The organism is Candidatus Thiodictyon syntrophicum, from assembly GCF_002813775.1.
GTDB lineage: Bacteria > Pseudomonadota > Gammaproteobacteria > Chromatiales > Chromatiaceae > Thiodictyon > Thiodictyon syntrophicum.
Genome location: NZ_CP020370.1, coordinates 3,434,253 through 3,447,914, shown reverse-complemented (window position 1 = coordinate 3,447,914; position 13,662 = coordinate 3,434,253). Strand labels below are relative to the sequence as shown.

At 68.1% G+C, this 13,662-nt stretch carries 9 protein-coding genes; 2 read left to right on the top strand and 7 right to left on the bottom strand.

What is annotated here, in order from left to right:
• The first annotated feature begins 153 nt into the window (after positions 1-153).
• On the top strand, positions 154-933 hold the full coding sequence (locus THSYN_RS14525) for an HD domain-containing phosphohydrolase (protein ID WP_100919770.1): 780 nt from the start codon (positions 154-156) through the stop codon (positions 931-933).
• Here the strand turns inward: THSYN_RS14525 and THSYN_RS14520 are convergent.
• On the bottom strand, positions 887-6,115 hold the full coding sequence (locus THSYN_RS14520) for a PAS domain S-box protein (RefSeq protein WP_100919769.1): 5,229 nt from the start codon (positions 6,113-6,115) through the stop codon (positions 887-889). The two genes, THSYN_RS14525 and THSYN_RS14520, sit on opposite strands and share 47 nt — an antisense overlap.
• Positions 6,116-6,412: 297 nt before the next feature.
• Positions 6,413-6,583: a hypothetical protein gene (locus THSYN_RS33895; protein WP_157817672.1), complete on the bottom strand. Its 171-nt coding sequence runs from the start codon at positions 6,581-6,583 to the stop codon at positions 6,413-6,415.
• Between THSYN_RS33895 and THSYN_RS14515 the strand changes: the two genes are divergently transcribed.
• On the top strand, positions 6,582-7,661 hold the full coding sequence (locus THSYN_RS14515; RefSeq protein WP_100919768.1) for a metallophosphoesterase: 1,080 nt from the start codon (positions 6,582-6,584) through the stop codon (positions 7,659-7,661). The genes THSYN_RS33895 and THSYN_RS14515 overlap by 2 nt on opposite strands.
• A 261-nt stretch (positions 7,662-7,922) precedes the next feature.
• Here THSYN_RS14515 and THSYN_RS14510 read toward each other — a convergent pair whose 3' ends face one another.
• From THSYN_RS14510 to THSYN_RS14490, 5 genes are all read right to left on the bottom strand, one after another.
• The gene (locus tag THSYN_RS14510) at positions 7,923-8,702 is read right to left on the bottom strand and encodes an Rpn family recombination-promoting nuclease/putative transposase (protein WP_236848565.1); all 780 of its coding nucleotides are present in this window, start codon (positions 8,700-8,702) and stop codon (positions 7,923-7,925) included.
• A 399-nt stretch (positions 8,703-9,101) separates the two neighbouring features.
• Positions 9,102-10,541 carry an MATE family efflux transporter gene (locus tag THSYN_RS14505; RefSeq protein ID WP_100919766.1) on the bottom strand — a complete coding sequence of 480 codons (1,440 nt, stop codon included), beginning with the start codon at positions 10,539-10,541 and terminating at the stop codon, positions 9,102-9,104.
• Positions 10,542-10,594: 53 nt separating this feature from the next.
• Positions 10,595-10,735 (bottom strand): DUF29 family protein, encoded by a 141-nt coding sequence (locus THSYN_RS14500; RefSeq protein WP_100919765.1) that lies wholly within the window; start codon positions 10,733-10,735, stop codon positions 10,595-10,597.
• Positions 10,736-10,777: 42 nt separating this feature from the next.
• Complete coding sequence (locus THSYN_RS14495; RefSeq protein ID WP_100919764.1) at positions 10,778-10,999, bottom strand: hypothetical protein; 222 nt, start codon at positions 10,997-10,999, stop codon at positions 10,778-10,780.
• Between the two features lie 249 nt (positions 11,000-11,248).
• Positions 11,249-13,612, bottom strand: a complete 2,364-nt coding sequence (locus THSYN_RS14490; RefSeq protein WP_100919763.1) for a Tex family protein — start codon at positions 13,610-13,612, stop codon at positions 11,249-11,251.
• Positions 13,613-13,662 lie beyond the last annotated feature (50 nt).

Sequence of the window (13,662 nt, the reverse complement as noted above, 5' to 3'; positions counted from 1 at the left end):
TCCCAACCGGGACCGTCGTGCGGGGCGATGACCCTGATGGGGCCGCACCGGGTATGCCCCTGCACCCTTTGACCGATTTTGATCTTCCCGCCGCCGAGTCATTGACAACAGCGCCGCTGTCTGTCCGGACAACTGCGATTGAGGAGTGACGCCATGATGCCCGACCCCATTCTCATCGCCTCGCTGTCGGACCTGGCTGATGAGGGAATCGGCTTCGCGGCCGGCTGTGTCGATTATCTGAGCAAGCCGGTGTCGGCGGAGATCGTGCGGGCGCGGGTGCGCAATCACCTGTCGCTGGTGCAGGCTACGGCGTTGGAGGCGAGTTGGCGGGATGCGGTGGTCATGCTCGCCAGGGCCGCACATTACAATGATGCCGATACCGGTACCCATATCTGGCGGATGGCCGCCTTTGCCCGCCAACTGGCCGTGGCGCGGCATTGGTCAACGGCGCGTTGCGAACTGCTCGAACTGGCGGCGGCGATGCGCGATACCGGCAAGATCGGTATCCCCGGAACCATCTTGCGCAAACCCGGCGCCTTGGATGCCCGGCAGTGGGCCGTCATGCAGGAGCACAGTGCTGCCGGGTTTGAGATCCTATCCGGCAGCGCCGCGCCCCTCTTTCAGTTGGCGGCCGAGATTGCCCTCTATCATCACGAAAGATGGGATGGCAGCGGGTACCTGATGGGGCTGGCCGGGGAGGCCATTCCGCAAGCGGCACGCATCGTCGCCATCGCCGATGCCTTGGCCGCGCTCACCATGACCGAGCCCGACCAGGCGGCCTGGCCGGTCGAGCGGGCGCTCGCCACCCTGCGCGCGGGTGCCGGCAAGCAGTTCGATCCGGCCTTGATCGCGGCTTTGGAGACCTGTCTGCCGCGCATCCTTGAAATCAAGGCCGCTTGGGATCAGCGCGATGAGCCACGAGTGACCCGATAAACCAGTCCAGTGAGTCGGCGAGTTGCAGGGCCAACAGTGCGGCATCGGGATTTCCGGTCCGGGCGGCCCGCTGCGTCGACTCGGCCAGTGCGGCGGTGGCGTCTGCCCGCAGGTTCCCGGCCACGGATTTGAGGGTGTGCGCGGCGGCGCCGATCTCCGCCAGGTTGCCGGCGGCGGCCCATTGGCGCAGGCTCGCCGGCATCCCGCTATAGTTGGTGATGGCAAGTGCCGCGAGACGATCGACAAAGGCGGTTCTTCCCTGATAGCGCTCCGCGAGCCCCGCCCAATCCACACTGTCACCCGGCGCCCCACTCCGGCCGAAGTCACCGTGGGTTGCGTCGGTGTCAGCCTGGGCTCCCGGCTCCCGGCCGCGGTGCCGCGCATGGAGCAGCACCGTGGCCACCAGGTCCTCATACGCGATCGGTTTCGACACCTGACCCACCATCCCGGCAGCGCGGCATTGATCGAGTTCCTCCGCCATCGCATGGGCGGTTTGGCCGATGATCGGCAGCTCTGGTGCCCGTTCCAGGATCCGTCGGCTGGCCTCCAGTCCGTCCATCTCCGGCATCTGCACATCCATCAAGACCGCATCCCAGGCGACACCGTCGGCGCCGACCGCCTCCAGGGCACCGCGGCCATTTTCCGCCAGGCCGACCTGGGCGCCCTCGGCCGTCAGCATCTGTTCCAACACCAGGCGATTGATCTCATTGTCTTCCGCGACCAGGATGCGCAGGCCGGCAAGGCGCGGCCGACCGGTCGGGGCGGTCCAAGCCGCGGCGCCCACCGTGGGTGCGTCGCCGGTTGCCGCGCCGGGGAGGCAAACCCGGACGCTTGTGCCCTGCCCCGGCTGGCTGGTTACCCGGATGTCACCGGACATCAGCTCCACGAGGCGGCGGGTGATGGCCAACCCGAGCCCGGTGCCGCCGAAGTTGCGCACCGTACTCGCATCGGCCTGCTCGAAGGGCGTAAACAGGCGCGTCAATTGATCCTCGGTCATGCCGATGCCGGTGTCATCGACCGTAAACAGCAGTTTCTCGCCGACGTGGCCGGCGCTCAAGGTCACGGCGCCCCGGTGGGTGAATTTGATTCCATTACCAAGCAGGTTATGCAGGATCTGGGACAGTCGCACCGGGTCACCCAGGCAGGTCGTCGGCAGCGCCGAGGACTTGACCACATGCAAGGCGATGCCCTTGGTCCGGGCCGACTCCTGGAAGGTCGCTGCGACCTCATCGGCGATGGCGCCAGGGGCGATCGGAACCGATTCAATCCGCAGCTTCCCGGCCTCGATCCTCGAGAAGTCGAGGATGTCATTGACGACGCAGAGCAAGAGCCGGCCGGATTCGAGGATGCGCGCGAAGGTCTCATGCAGCTTCGGGTCGGCGTGACTCGCGCGGTAGCCGACCTGGGCCATGCCCAGCACGCCATTGAGCGGGGTGCGGATCTCATGGCTCATATTGGCCAGGAACTCGCTCTTGATGCGCGCCAGCCGCTCCGCCTCGGCCCGCGCCTGCTCACGGGCCTGCTCCGCCTGCCGGCGTAGCGTGGCATCGGAGAAGACCACGACGGCCCCGACGATGGCCGCGTCGCGCCGCATGGGGTGGGTCGAGAAGGCGACCGCGAGGTCGGTCCCGTCGGCACGCCGGAAGGTGTCGTTTTCCACGCGCGCGGGGAGCCCCGTCCGCAGGGCCGCGAGGATCGGGCAAAGGTCCGCGGGCTCTGGGGTAGCGTCGGCGCGGAACTGGTGAATGGCGGCGTGCAGGTCCTGCCCGATCAAGGCCCCGGCCGCGTAACCCAGCATCGCCTCCGCCGCGGGATTGGTGAAGGTCACGGCACCGCGGGCGTCCAGGCCGATGAGTCCATCCCCACTGGATTCGAGGATCAGGCGCAGCTTGTCCTCGCTTGCCGCCAGGTCGGCGGTGCGCGCGGCGACCAGTTCCTCCAACTGACGTTGGCTGCGCTCCAATACCTCGCGCGCCGCCTTCAAGGCCGTCACGTCCCGGTCAAAGCCGCGGTAGCCGCTCCAGGTGCCGTCCGGGGCATAGATAGGTCCCCCGCTGGATTCCATGATGACCTCGCGGCCGTCCTTGCGCAGATTGCGGTTCTCCAGACGTTGGAAGGCACCCCGCTGCGCGGCAATCCCGGCGAAGCCCTCCCGCACGCGCGCCACCTCTTGCGGCGGCATCAGATCGAAGGGCGTGCGGCCGATGATCTCATCCGGCCCATAGCCCAGGATCTCCTCGACCTGGCCGCTGGCAAAGGTATAGACCCCCTGCGTGTCGACCTCCCACATCCAGTCGAAACTGGTCTCCACCAGGGCACGGTAGCGGGCCTCACTGGCGGCGAGCGCCAACTCGGCACGCTTGCGCTCGGTCATATCGATGCCGATACCACCCACGTAAGAGCGCCCGGCCGCATCGCAGAAGGGGATGCTGATGCTGTGCCAGATGCGGACCCGACCATCCGGGTCCAGGGTTTCGTCTTCCCGCTCGACCGGCAGACCGGCCGCCAGCGCCTCCCGATCCGCCCGCCACAAGGTGTCTGCCGCGGACGCCGTCCCGAGCTCGGCATCCGTCTTGCCGCGCCAGTTCTCCAACCGGACGCCGAAACGCTGCTCGAAGGTCCGGCTGAGATAGATGTGACGCCCGTCGGCGTCCTTGATCCAGGCGATCGCCGGGCTGTGGTCCATGAAGAGCCGGAAGCGCTCCTCGGCCTCGATCCGCTGGGCCTCGGCGCGGGTCAGCTCGGAGATGTCCGCGAAGGTGAGGACGGCACCGATACGTTGACCGGCCGCATCGAGATGGGGTGCGATCTGCATCAGGTAGTCCCGCCCCTGCTGGCTGACCCGCTGCACCAGCGGCGACCCGCCGGCGACCACGGTCTCCACCTGTTGGCGCAGCCTCGGCAGGGTGAGGGTGCACGGAATCCCGGCCAGACTATGACCCAGGTCGTCGGGCACCAACCCGAAGATACGCACGGCCAGGGCATTGAAGCGTCGGACCCGGAACTGCTCGTCCACCACCACCAACGCGAGTTGAATCGAGTTCTGGATGCTGTCCAGGAGGTCGTTGACACTGGCCAACTCGTTGGTCTTGAACTGCAGTTCGTCGTTGAGGGTGCTGAGCTCCTCGTTGCCGGCCTGCAACTCCTCATTGGTCGACTGGAGTTCCTCGGTGGAGACCTGCAGCTCCTCGTTCAGTGATTGCAGGTCGGTGTTGGACGACTCCAACTCGCCGATGATGGCGTGCAGATGGCCGCGCGTCGCCTGCAGTTCGAGGAGTAATTCATCGGCGATGGACGGCCCGGTCCCATTCGGCTCCGCCGCCGGGACCCCCGGTACCGGTTGCTCCTCGAAACTCAAGGTGAGTACCGCTGCCCGCGGCTCAGTGCGACGCACCACCACCTGCACCATCACCGTCTGTCCGTCGATTGTTACCGGCGTGGGTCGGCCACGCACCTCGCCCTCGCCCTGCAGGAGGGCAAGGTGCGCCGTCGTGCGCACCTCACTGCGCAGGGCCGGCAGACTGAGCGCTACTACGGATAGATCGGCCTGCCCCTGGACCAGGTTCAGATACCGCTGGACCTGGCCGTGGAAGTGCAAGGCCTGCAAGCGCTCATTGACCAGCACGCTGGGGGGGGCGTAGTGCTGCACCAGCAGCGCGTGCATCGTGCCCTCGGTGTCCCTGGTTCGCACCTCCGCAGGGGGCCGGGACGGCTCCGCGAACCGGGACGCCGCGCCGCCCCAGTGTCGGTGCGCCAGGGGCGGCGTGGGTAGGTCGCGCCGGCGGTAGATGCGACTCTCCAGGTCCACCGGCTCAAACAGCCGGCTGACGGTCTCGCCGCACTCGGCTTTGCCCAGCAGCAACAGCCCGCCCGGGTTCAGGGCATAGTGAAACTTGGCATACAACTCCTCCTGAAGCGCGGCACTGAAATAGATCAGTACATTACGGCAACTCACCAGGTCCATGTGGGTGAAGGGCGGGTGACGCAGCAGGTCGTGCTCGGCGAACACACACAGTTCGCGCAGCGTCTTGGACACCCGCAGCGCATCGCGTCCCTCGACAAAGAACCGCTCGCACAGCCCGGCGTCCAGGCCCTCGAGGCGGGTCCGCGGATAGACCCCGGCGCGCGCCGCCGCAATCGCCTGCGCATCGAGATCGGTCGCAAAGACCTGGGCCCCCACCTGCGGTAGACGCTCCCCCAGCAGATCGGCCAGGATGGCCGCGATGGAATAGGCCTCCTCGCCGCCCGCGCAGCCGGGCACCCAGACGCGGATCGGCCCCGGCGGCCGGGCGGCCGCGACCAGGGCACCAAGGACGCCGCGCAAGGCGGCAAAGACCCCGGGGTCGCGAAAGAAGGCGCTGACCGAGATCATGAAGTGCTGCCGCAGGACCAGCGCCTCGTCCGGATTGGCGCGCATGAACCTCAGATAGTCCGACGGGCAGGCGAGACGCAGGGCGCCCATGCGGCGCAGGACTTGTCGCCGCAGCGTGGCCTCCTTGTAACGGCTGAAGTCGGTCTGGCTCGCCGCGGCGACCAGCGTCAGCAGTTCCTTCAGGGTCTGGTCATCGATCTCGGTCAGGGCCGTCGCCGCGGGTTGGTCCCCCGCCGGTTCCTCGTCGATGGTATTGAGCCAGGCGGCGAGGTCTTGCGGGGCCAGTGAATCGTTGGCGAGGCCCGCGGTGAGCGCGGATTGGGCCATGCCGCCCTGGGCGGCGCTATCCGGGCGCTGCACCAGGACCCGGCCCCCGGCGCGGCGAATGGCCTCGGCGCCGCGCGTCCCGTCATGGCCGGTGCCGGAGAGGAGCACCCCGACCGCGTGGACACCGTAGCCTTGTGCCAGAGACTCGAACAGGGTGTCGATCGAGGGCACCACGCCGGCGTCGGCGCCCGGCTCCAACAGACGCAGCCGTCCGTCCCGAACCTCGACATGACGCCCCGGGGGCGTCACGAACACCTGGTCCGGCCGCAGCGGCTCCCCGTCCTCGATCCGTTTGACCCGCAGCGGACAGTCGCGACCGAGGATCTCGGTCAGGTTGTCCGCGCTGGCGCGCGGAAAGTGCTGGGCGACGATGTAGGTCGCCAGGCCGGCCGGCCGCAGTTCGCGCACCAGCGGCCGCATCGCCTCCAGCCCGCCGGCCGATGAGCCGATGCCGACGACCCACTGCGCACGCCCCTGGTTCATTGCGGGTTGCGGGGGGGGACGTCGGTCGCTGAGCCGGGAGAAGACATCGCCGCGAAACCGTTTTCTTTCATGCTGCACCCTCTACCGCTGATGGCAAGGCCCTGTAGAGTGTAGTGCGGTGAACTTGCTTGGACAATCGTAGCCACCTCGTGGGGTGCGATCAGAACTGATGTGGTGACCGAGATCCCGGGTACGTTGTCGTTGTCGTTGTCGTTATCGAACAATCCGACCACGACCACGACCACGACAACGACGCTCGGTCCGTGGGAACGTTCGGTAAGGGTGTCGATGCGCGACTTACCGCAGTTCAATACGCCGCCAGGCCCCCGAACGCCAGCGCCATGCCATCATACTGCCGAGCACCGCGACATAGGCGAGCAAACCGATCCAGCCGCCCAGGGCGCCGAGGCCGAATTGGGGCAGGCCCGGGAAATGATGTGCATGACCCCATGACAGGACCCACGCCATGAACCGAGCAGCATCCGCGGCCACGACCCCGGGGGGGCCGATCGCCACCGTCCACCATCCGTCGGAGCCGGCCGCGCCGGTCGATCCGCCGGCCCCGACCGGCCCGAACCGGGCCCCCGACCCGTTGGCCGGACGCCTCGGCGCCTGCCTGGTGAGGATGCGCCGGGGCCTGGAGCAGGACTATCGCGACAGCATCGGGGCGCATCGCTACCGCTTCCTGGGTCTGGAGCGCTACCGCCTGACCCACCTCCTGATCGAGTTGGGCGTGCGCGGCAGCGGCCTGTCCGCCCGCGGCCGGCGTAACGCCACCACGCTTGCCTTGGTCGAACGCACGGTGCCCATCGCCGCCCTGCCCGGCCCCTTTGACGGCCTGCGTATCCTGCACCTCTCCGATCTGCACCTCGACCTGGACGCGGCGATCCTCCAGGCCATCATCGCGCGCGTGCGCCCCCTCAGCTATGACCTGTGCGTCGTGACCGGCGACTATTGCGCCTCGGCCGCCGGCCCCTGCGAGCCGGCCCTCGCCGCCCTGGCCCAGTTGCGCCCCCACCTGCACGGACCCATTTATGCCGTCCTGGGCAACAACGACAGCATCGAGATGGTTCCGCCGATCGAGGCCCTGGGCATCCGCCTGCTGATCAACGAGTCCCTGCCCATCGAGCGCGGCGGCGAGCGGGTCTTCCTCGCCGGGATCGACGACCCCAACCGCTACCGCACCCACAACCTGGAGGCCGCCGCCGCCGCCATCCCGCCCGACGCCCCCGCGATCCTGCTGGCCCATGCCCCGGAGCCCTTTCGCGCGGCGGCCAGCCTGGGGTTCGCCCTCATGCTCTGCGGCCACACCCACGGCGGCCAGATCTGTCTGCCCGGCGGTTTCGCCCTGATCAGCCACTCCCGCGCCCCGCAGCGCGTGCGTGCCGGCGCCTGGCGCTGGCGCCGGATGCAGGGCTACACCTCCCGCGGGGCCGGCAGCAGCATCATCGCGGCACGCTTCAACTGCCCGCCGGAGGTCACCATCCATTGCCTGCGCCGCGCCGCGGCGCCGGATGGTTCAGGGACCGAGTCGGTAGACGGGTGATGTCCGACCGGCCGCCCGCCCCGCGGGGCGGCCCGGCCTGGGAGCGCCGCACCCCAGTGCGGCGCGCTCTCGCCGACAGCCCCGCCAGTGTGGGTTGAGCAGAGGCGGCGCCGCACTAGGGTGCGGCGCCCCCAGTAGCCATTGCGGCTTAACTCAATAGCAGTGACGCCGGAGCCTGGGAGCCGGCAGCGCTGAACTTAACGGCATTGGGCATTCGCCCCGTCCGGCCCGAAGCACCGGACCAGACCGCGCCGATACCACTCAACCCGCGGGTGGGCGCGACTGCGGCGGCTGGGCGCCGAGCAGGACATCCAGGGTCGCGGCCTGGAAGAGGCCGTCCAGCCAGGCGTCCAACTGGCCCAAGGTCGCCGCGTCGATACGCGCCTGCGCCCAGGGCGGCAGATCACCAAAACGGACCCGGAGCAGGCGTTTCAGCGCATCGCGCTTGCCTTCCAGCTTGCCCGTCAGCTCACCTTCCCGCTTGCCTTCCCGCAAGCCTTCCCGCTTCCACTTCTGCGTCCACTCATCAACGTGTTCGGAAAGCATCGTCTCGACCTCCCTTAAATCGTGCAGTTGCGGCAAATTCTCGCCCGGCAGCAGGCGCCTCAGCAAGACCCGCGCGAACCAGACCGTCAGCGGGAACACCGGGGGCAGGTGTTGGCCCGCCGCCACAGCCCCGCTCTTGATCAGGTCCTGATACAGCAACCCGGTGTAGACCATCACCCGCACCGCCATCCAGGGGTCCACCTGGCTCTGGAATTCGATCAGCAGGTACACATAGAGCCATTCCCCGGCCACGCGCACCCGCCAGATGATGTCATCCTCGCGCTCGCGCGGGTCGTCGGTGACATAGCTGCCGCCCTGTTTCTCCAGGGTGCTGAAGTCGATCAGCGCCAGCCAGTCCTCTTGCACGAAGTCGCGCAGCAGGCCCTCGACCATCTCGGGGTGGGAGAACAGGTGTTTGTAGGAGCCGTCCTGCGGCGCCCGCGCCCGCCGGGCGGAGGGGCGCGGGCGTGGACGTCGGCGTGGGGGGCGGGGCATGGCGGTGGGGCGCACAGGCCGATGAATTGACGGGACGGGCTGGTCCGAAGTGTTGCACGGGCGGGCTCGGCGGGCAACGTCGGCGAGGCTGAAGGCCGGAACGATGATCAAGGTCCCCGGTATCAGCCCACGTCTTGGGGGATGATACGCCAGATGGTTGGACACATGGCGGGACGGATTCCGGCTTGGGCGACGGACGTTCAATCATGGGCCGGACGGGGCATTCGCCCCGTCCGAAACGTTTTCTCCGAACCTGCCGGTTCCAATCAACGGTCGGCCACGGATCAAACGTTCGGGACGGGGCGAATGCCCCGTCCCGCCGCGGTGGATGGGGCATACCCCGTCCGGCTCGAGCCCCGTCCCGCCTTGATGGCTTCGCCCCTTGTGTTGCGGCACAACCTACCGCAGCTCGATGCGCCGCCAGGCCCCCGAACGCCAGCGCCACGCCATCATGCTGCCCAGCACAGCGACATAGGCCAGGAGGCCGATCCAGCCGCCCAGGGCGCCGAGGCCGAATTGGGGCAGGCCCGGCACCCAGCCCGCGCCGGGGGCGAAGGCCAGCATATGCACGAGCGGCAGGAAGCCGAGCCAGGACAGGAGCACCGTCAGCAGGGCCGGCACCCGCACGTCCCCGGCCCCGCGCAGCGCAAAGCCGCAGCCGAGGTTCAGCCCGTCGAAGACCTGGTAGGCGGCCCCGAGCCAGATCAGGAGGGCGGCGGTCTGCACCACGGCCGCGGCATCGGCGTCCGCCGGGTTGACGAAGAGCGGCATGGACCAGGGTCCGGCGAGGGCCAGCACCAGGCTGATCAGGCCCATGTAGGCCACCGTGAGCCCGATCGCCGTGTTGCCGACGCGCCGCGCCCAGTCCCGATCCCCGGCCCCGATGGACTGGGCGACCAGGGTGGTGCCCGCGCTGGCGATACCGATCGCCGGCATGTAGGCGATGGAGGTCATCATGATGGTGATCTGGGTCGCCGCCCCGGCGACCGAGCCCAGTTCGACCATCATGAGTTGGAAGCACCCGGTGGCGATCAGGTCGGCGGCCGGCAGCAGGCCCATGGGCAGCCCCAGCGCCAGGGCGCGACCCATGGGGACCCACCGGGGCCGCCAGCAACGATGGCTCGCGAATTCGCGGCGCACACGCGGACCCAGGAAGATCCAGAGTCCGGCGATAAAGCCGACCACCTGGGCCGTGGTGGTGGCCCAGGCGACCCCAGCCACCCCGAACCCGAGGCCGAGCGCCAGGACCTGATTCAATACGGCATTGGTCACACCGACTAAGACCATCAGGGCCAGGGTGACCCCGGTGCGCCCGATCCCGTTGAAGAAACTGGTGATGCACCAGAGTGCCACCCCGCCCATGGCCCCGGCGACGCGCGGAAACCAGAAGTCCAGGGCCAGGGTCTCGACCGCCGGCGGGAGTTGCACCGGGGCCAGGAGCCAGCCGCCCGCCAACCCCGCGAGCACGAAGAGCGGACTGGTGGCCAGCACGACCCAGAGCCCGCTCCAGACCGTCTGCGCCACCCCCAGGCGGTCACCGGCGCCGTAGGCCTGGGCGACCAGGGTCTGGACCGCGATGGCCACCCCGCCGAACAGCAGGATCAGTACGATGACGAACCAGTAGACCCCGCCAACCGCGGCGATAGCGTCGGTGGAGATGCGGCCCAGGAACCAGGTGTCGGTCAGATTGAGCACCGCCTGGATGCCGCTGTTCAGGAACAGCGGGGCGGCCAGTGCCACGACGGCGCGCAGGTCCACGCGGCGCCGACGCGCGCTATCGTGACGCAGGGCGGGCAGGGGGCGCGGGAGGGCCGGGAGATCGGGGGGGGTCGGGTCCATGGCTTAAGGGTGCGACGTCAAACCGCTGAACCTGCCTTAAGGGTCCGGTGGAGTCAAGCCGACGGGTCGGGCCGGAATCCGTCGTCCATCATTTCCTGAAATGTCCAGGGGCAGGAGGCCGGAAACGCGGCCTCGGCAAGCCCCGTCTCGCGCGCCGCCAGAAGGACCGCATCGTCGTAGGCAACCGCGATCAATTCCGAAAGCCCTCCCTTGAGGACTTGGTCGCCAACTCGCGATCAATGATCATTACGCAGGCTATCAAGAAGTTGGTCTTGCGAAATGAATTCACCCCGCTCAATCTCCGCCATGGCAGCGAGCAGTTCATTTTCGTCCTCAGCCGATAGGTTAAAGGACTCATCGGGTTCTCGGGAGATGACGGCGACGACGGAACCCTCTGCAAGGCAAAGGCCCTCGACGACGATTTTCCCGGCTACGACCGTACCAGTGGTGACTTGCATGGGTGAACGGTACTCCTGCATTAACATTGAATGTCACGCCCTTTCAGGGCTGATCGTCCTTAACCGACCAACCCAGGGCGTTGCCCTGGGCTGGTATGTTACGCCCCTTCAGGGCTTCTGGTCGCGACGTAGAGACGCGGAGACGCAGAGAAGAATCGCGTAAGTCGGGTTACCGTGAAAGCCGCTCCCGCCGGGGGCTTTCATGTTTCGGGGGTGACTGACAACCCCACATCGCCGTTAGCCTCAATCTCACCCCTTCTTCGCCTTCTCAAAGGCCGCCGCGAAAGCACTGTTGGCGGGCGGCTGCTGTTGCTCTAACGGCTGACGCTGAGTCGGCGCACGCCGGTCGTCGCGCGGGCGGCGCGCCTGCTCCCCCTGCCGCGGCTGATCACGCCGTGGTGCGGTGCGCTCCGGGCGCTCCCCGGCGCCGGCCTCGGCACGCTGCGGCGTGGGCTCCGACAGGCGCATGGAGAGCGCAATCCGCTTGCGCGGCAAATCGACCTCCAGCACCTTGACCTTGACCAGGTCGCCGGACTTGACCACCTCGTGGGGGTCTTTTACGAAGCGATCGGCGAGCATGGAGATGTGCACCAGGCCGTCCTGGTGGACGCCGATGTCGACGAAGGCGCCGAAGTTGGTGACGTTGGTCACGGCGCCCTCCAGGATCATCCCGGGTTCCAGGTCTTTGAGCGTCTCCACGCCCTCTTTGAACTCGGCCGCCTTGAATTCGGGGCGGGGGTCGCGACCGGGCTTCTGCAGTTCACTCAGGATATCCTGGACGGTCGGCAGCCCGAAGGACTCATCGATGAAGTCCTTGGGCTCCAGACGACGCAGGGTGGCGACATCGCCGATCAGGTCGCGGATGCCCTTGCCCGCCCGCTCACAGATACGGCGCACCACCGGATAGGCCTCCGGATGGACGGCGGAGGCGTCCAGCGGTTCGTCCCCGTCCGGCACGCGCAGGAAGCCGGCGCTCAATTGGAAGGCCTTGTCGCCGAAGCGCGGCACGGCCATGAGTCGCTTGCGGTTGGTGAAGGCGCCATTGGCCTCGCGGAAGGCGACGATATGCTCGGCGAGACCGCGATTGAGCCCCGAAACCTGGGTCAGCAACGGCACCGAGGCGGTATTGAGATCGACCCCGACGGCGTTCACGCAGTCCTCCACCACCGCCTCCAGGGTGCGGGCGAGCCGGCCCTGGTTCACGTCGTGCTGGTATTGACCGACACCGATCGCCTTGGGCTCGATCTTGACCAGTTCCGCCAGGGGGTCCTGGAGCCGGCGCGCAATAGAGACCGCACCGCGCAGCGATACGTCGAGATCCGGCAGTTCCTTGGAGGCGAATTCGGAGGCCGAATAGACCGAGGCCCCGGCCTCGCTCACCACCAGTGAGCGCAGGCCCAGGTCCGGATGGCGTTTGATCAGTTCCCGGGCGAGCTTGTCGGTCTCGCGCGAGGCGGTGCCGTTGCCGATACTGATGAGGCGCACCTGATGGGCGGCACAGAGCAGCGCCAGCCGGGCGATGGATGCGTCCCACTGGTTCTTGGGTTGATGCGGATAGATGGTATCGGTGGCGGCGACCCGCCCGGTGGCATCGACGATGGCGACCTTGACCCCGGTGCGCAGACCCGGGTCCAGCCCCAGGGTGGGCAGGCGCCCGGCGGGGGCGGCGAGCAGCAGGGCCTTGAGATTGAGCCCGAAGACCCGGATCGCCTCGGCCTCGGCCGCCTCCATCACCCGCCCCTTGAGATCCAGGTCGAGCCGGGTCAGGAGCTTGATGCGCCAGGTCTTGCGCACCGTCTCGGCCAGCCAGTCGTCGGCCGCCCGGCCCTGATGGCGCAGGCCGAAGCGCGCCGCGATCAGGGCGCGATAGGGCAGGTCCGGCTCCTCCCCCTCACCGGGGATCAGGTCCAGGTTCAGGACCCCGACATTGCGCCCACGAAAGAGCGCCAGGGCGCGGTGCGAGGGAACCTTCGCAATGGCCTCGCGGTAGTCGAAATAGTCGGAGAATTTGTTGCCCTCCTGCTCCTTGCCATCGACGACCTTGGCCGCCAGGACGCCCTCCTCCCAGAGTCGGTCGCGCAGCCGTCCGGTGAGTTCCGGGTCCTCCGCGAAGCGCTCCATGAGGATCTGGCGCGCGCCCTCCAGGGCGGCGGCGACATCGGCCACACCCTTGCCGGCATCGACATAGGCCGCGGCCAGCAGGCCCGGGTCCTGGGTGGGATCGGCCAGCAGCCCGTCGGCCAGGGGTTCGAGCCCTGCCTCACGGGCGATCTGCGCCTTGGTGCGGCGCTTGGGCTTGTAGGGCAGATACAGGTCTTCCAAACGCTGCTTGGTGTCCGCACCTTCCAGCGCGGCGCGCAGGTCCGGGGTCAGCTTGCCCTGTTCCTCGATGCTCGCCAGTACCGCCGCGCGCCGCTCGTTGAGGTCGCGCAGATAGACCAGGCGTTCCTCCAGGTGGCGCAGTTGGATATCGTCGAGGCCGCCGGTGACCTCCTTGCGGTAGCGGGCGATAAAGGGCACCGTAGCGCCCTCGTCCAACAGCCGGACGGCCGCCTCCACCTGGTCGGCGCGGGCCTGGATTTCCTGGCTGATGGTCTGGGTGATGGTCTGCATGGGGCGAGCGGTCCTGCTTGGATTGGCGTTCTGGAACTGAACGAAAAAGA

Bases quoted from the DNA above. Each gene is read 5' to 3' on its own strand.
- THSYN_RS14525 (WP_100919770.1), top strand. From the start codon at position 154: ATGATGCCCGACCCCATTCTCATCGCCTCGCTGTCGGACCTGGCTGAT.
- THSYN_RS14520 (WP_100919769.1), bottom strand. From the start codon at position 6,115: ATGAACCAGGGGCGTGCGCAGTGGGTCGTCGGCATCGGCTCATCGGCC.
- THSYN_RS14515 (WP_100919768.1), top strand. From the start codon at position 6,582: ATGAACCGAGCAGCATCCGCGGCCACGACCCCGGGGGGGCCGATCGCC.
- THSYN_RS33895 (WP_157817672.1), bottom strand. From the start codon at position 6,583: ATGGCGTGGGTCCTGTCATGGGGTCATGCACATCATTTCCCGGGCCTG.
- THSYN_RS14510 (WP_236848565.1), bottom strand. From the start codon at position 8,702: ATGCCCCGCCCCCCACGCCGACGTCCACGCCCGCGCCCCTCCGCCCGG.
- THSYN_RS14505 (WP_100919766.1), bottom strand. From the start codon at position 10,541: ATGGACCCGACCCCCCCCGATCTCCCGGCCCTCCCGCGCCCCCTGCCC.
- THSYN_RS14495 (WP_100919764.1), bottom strand. From the start codon at position 10,999: ATGCAAGTCACCACTGGTACGGTCGTAGCCGGGAAAATCGTCGTCGAG.
- THSYN_RS14490 (WP_100919763.1), bottom strand. From the start codon at position 13,612: ATGCAGACCATCACCCAGACCATCAGCCAGGAAATCCAGGCCCGCGCC.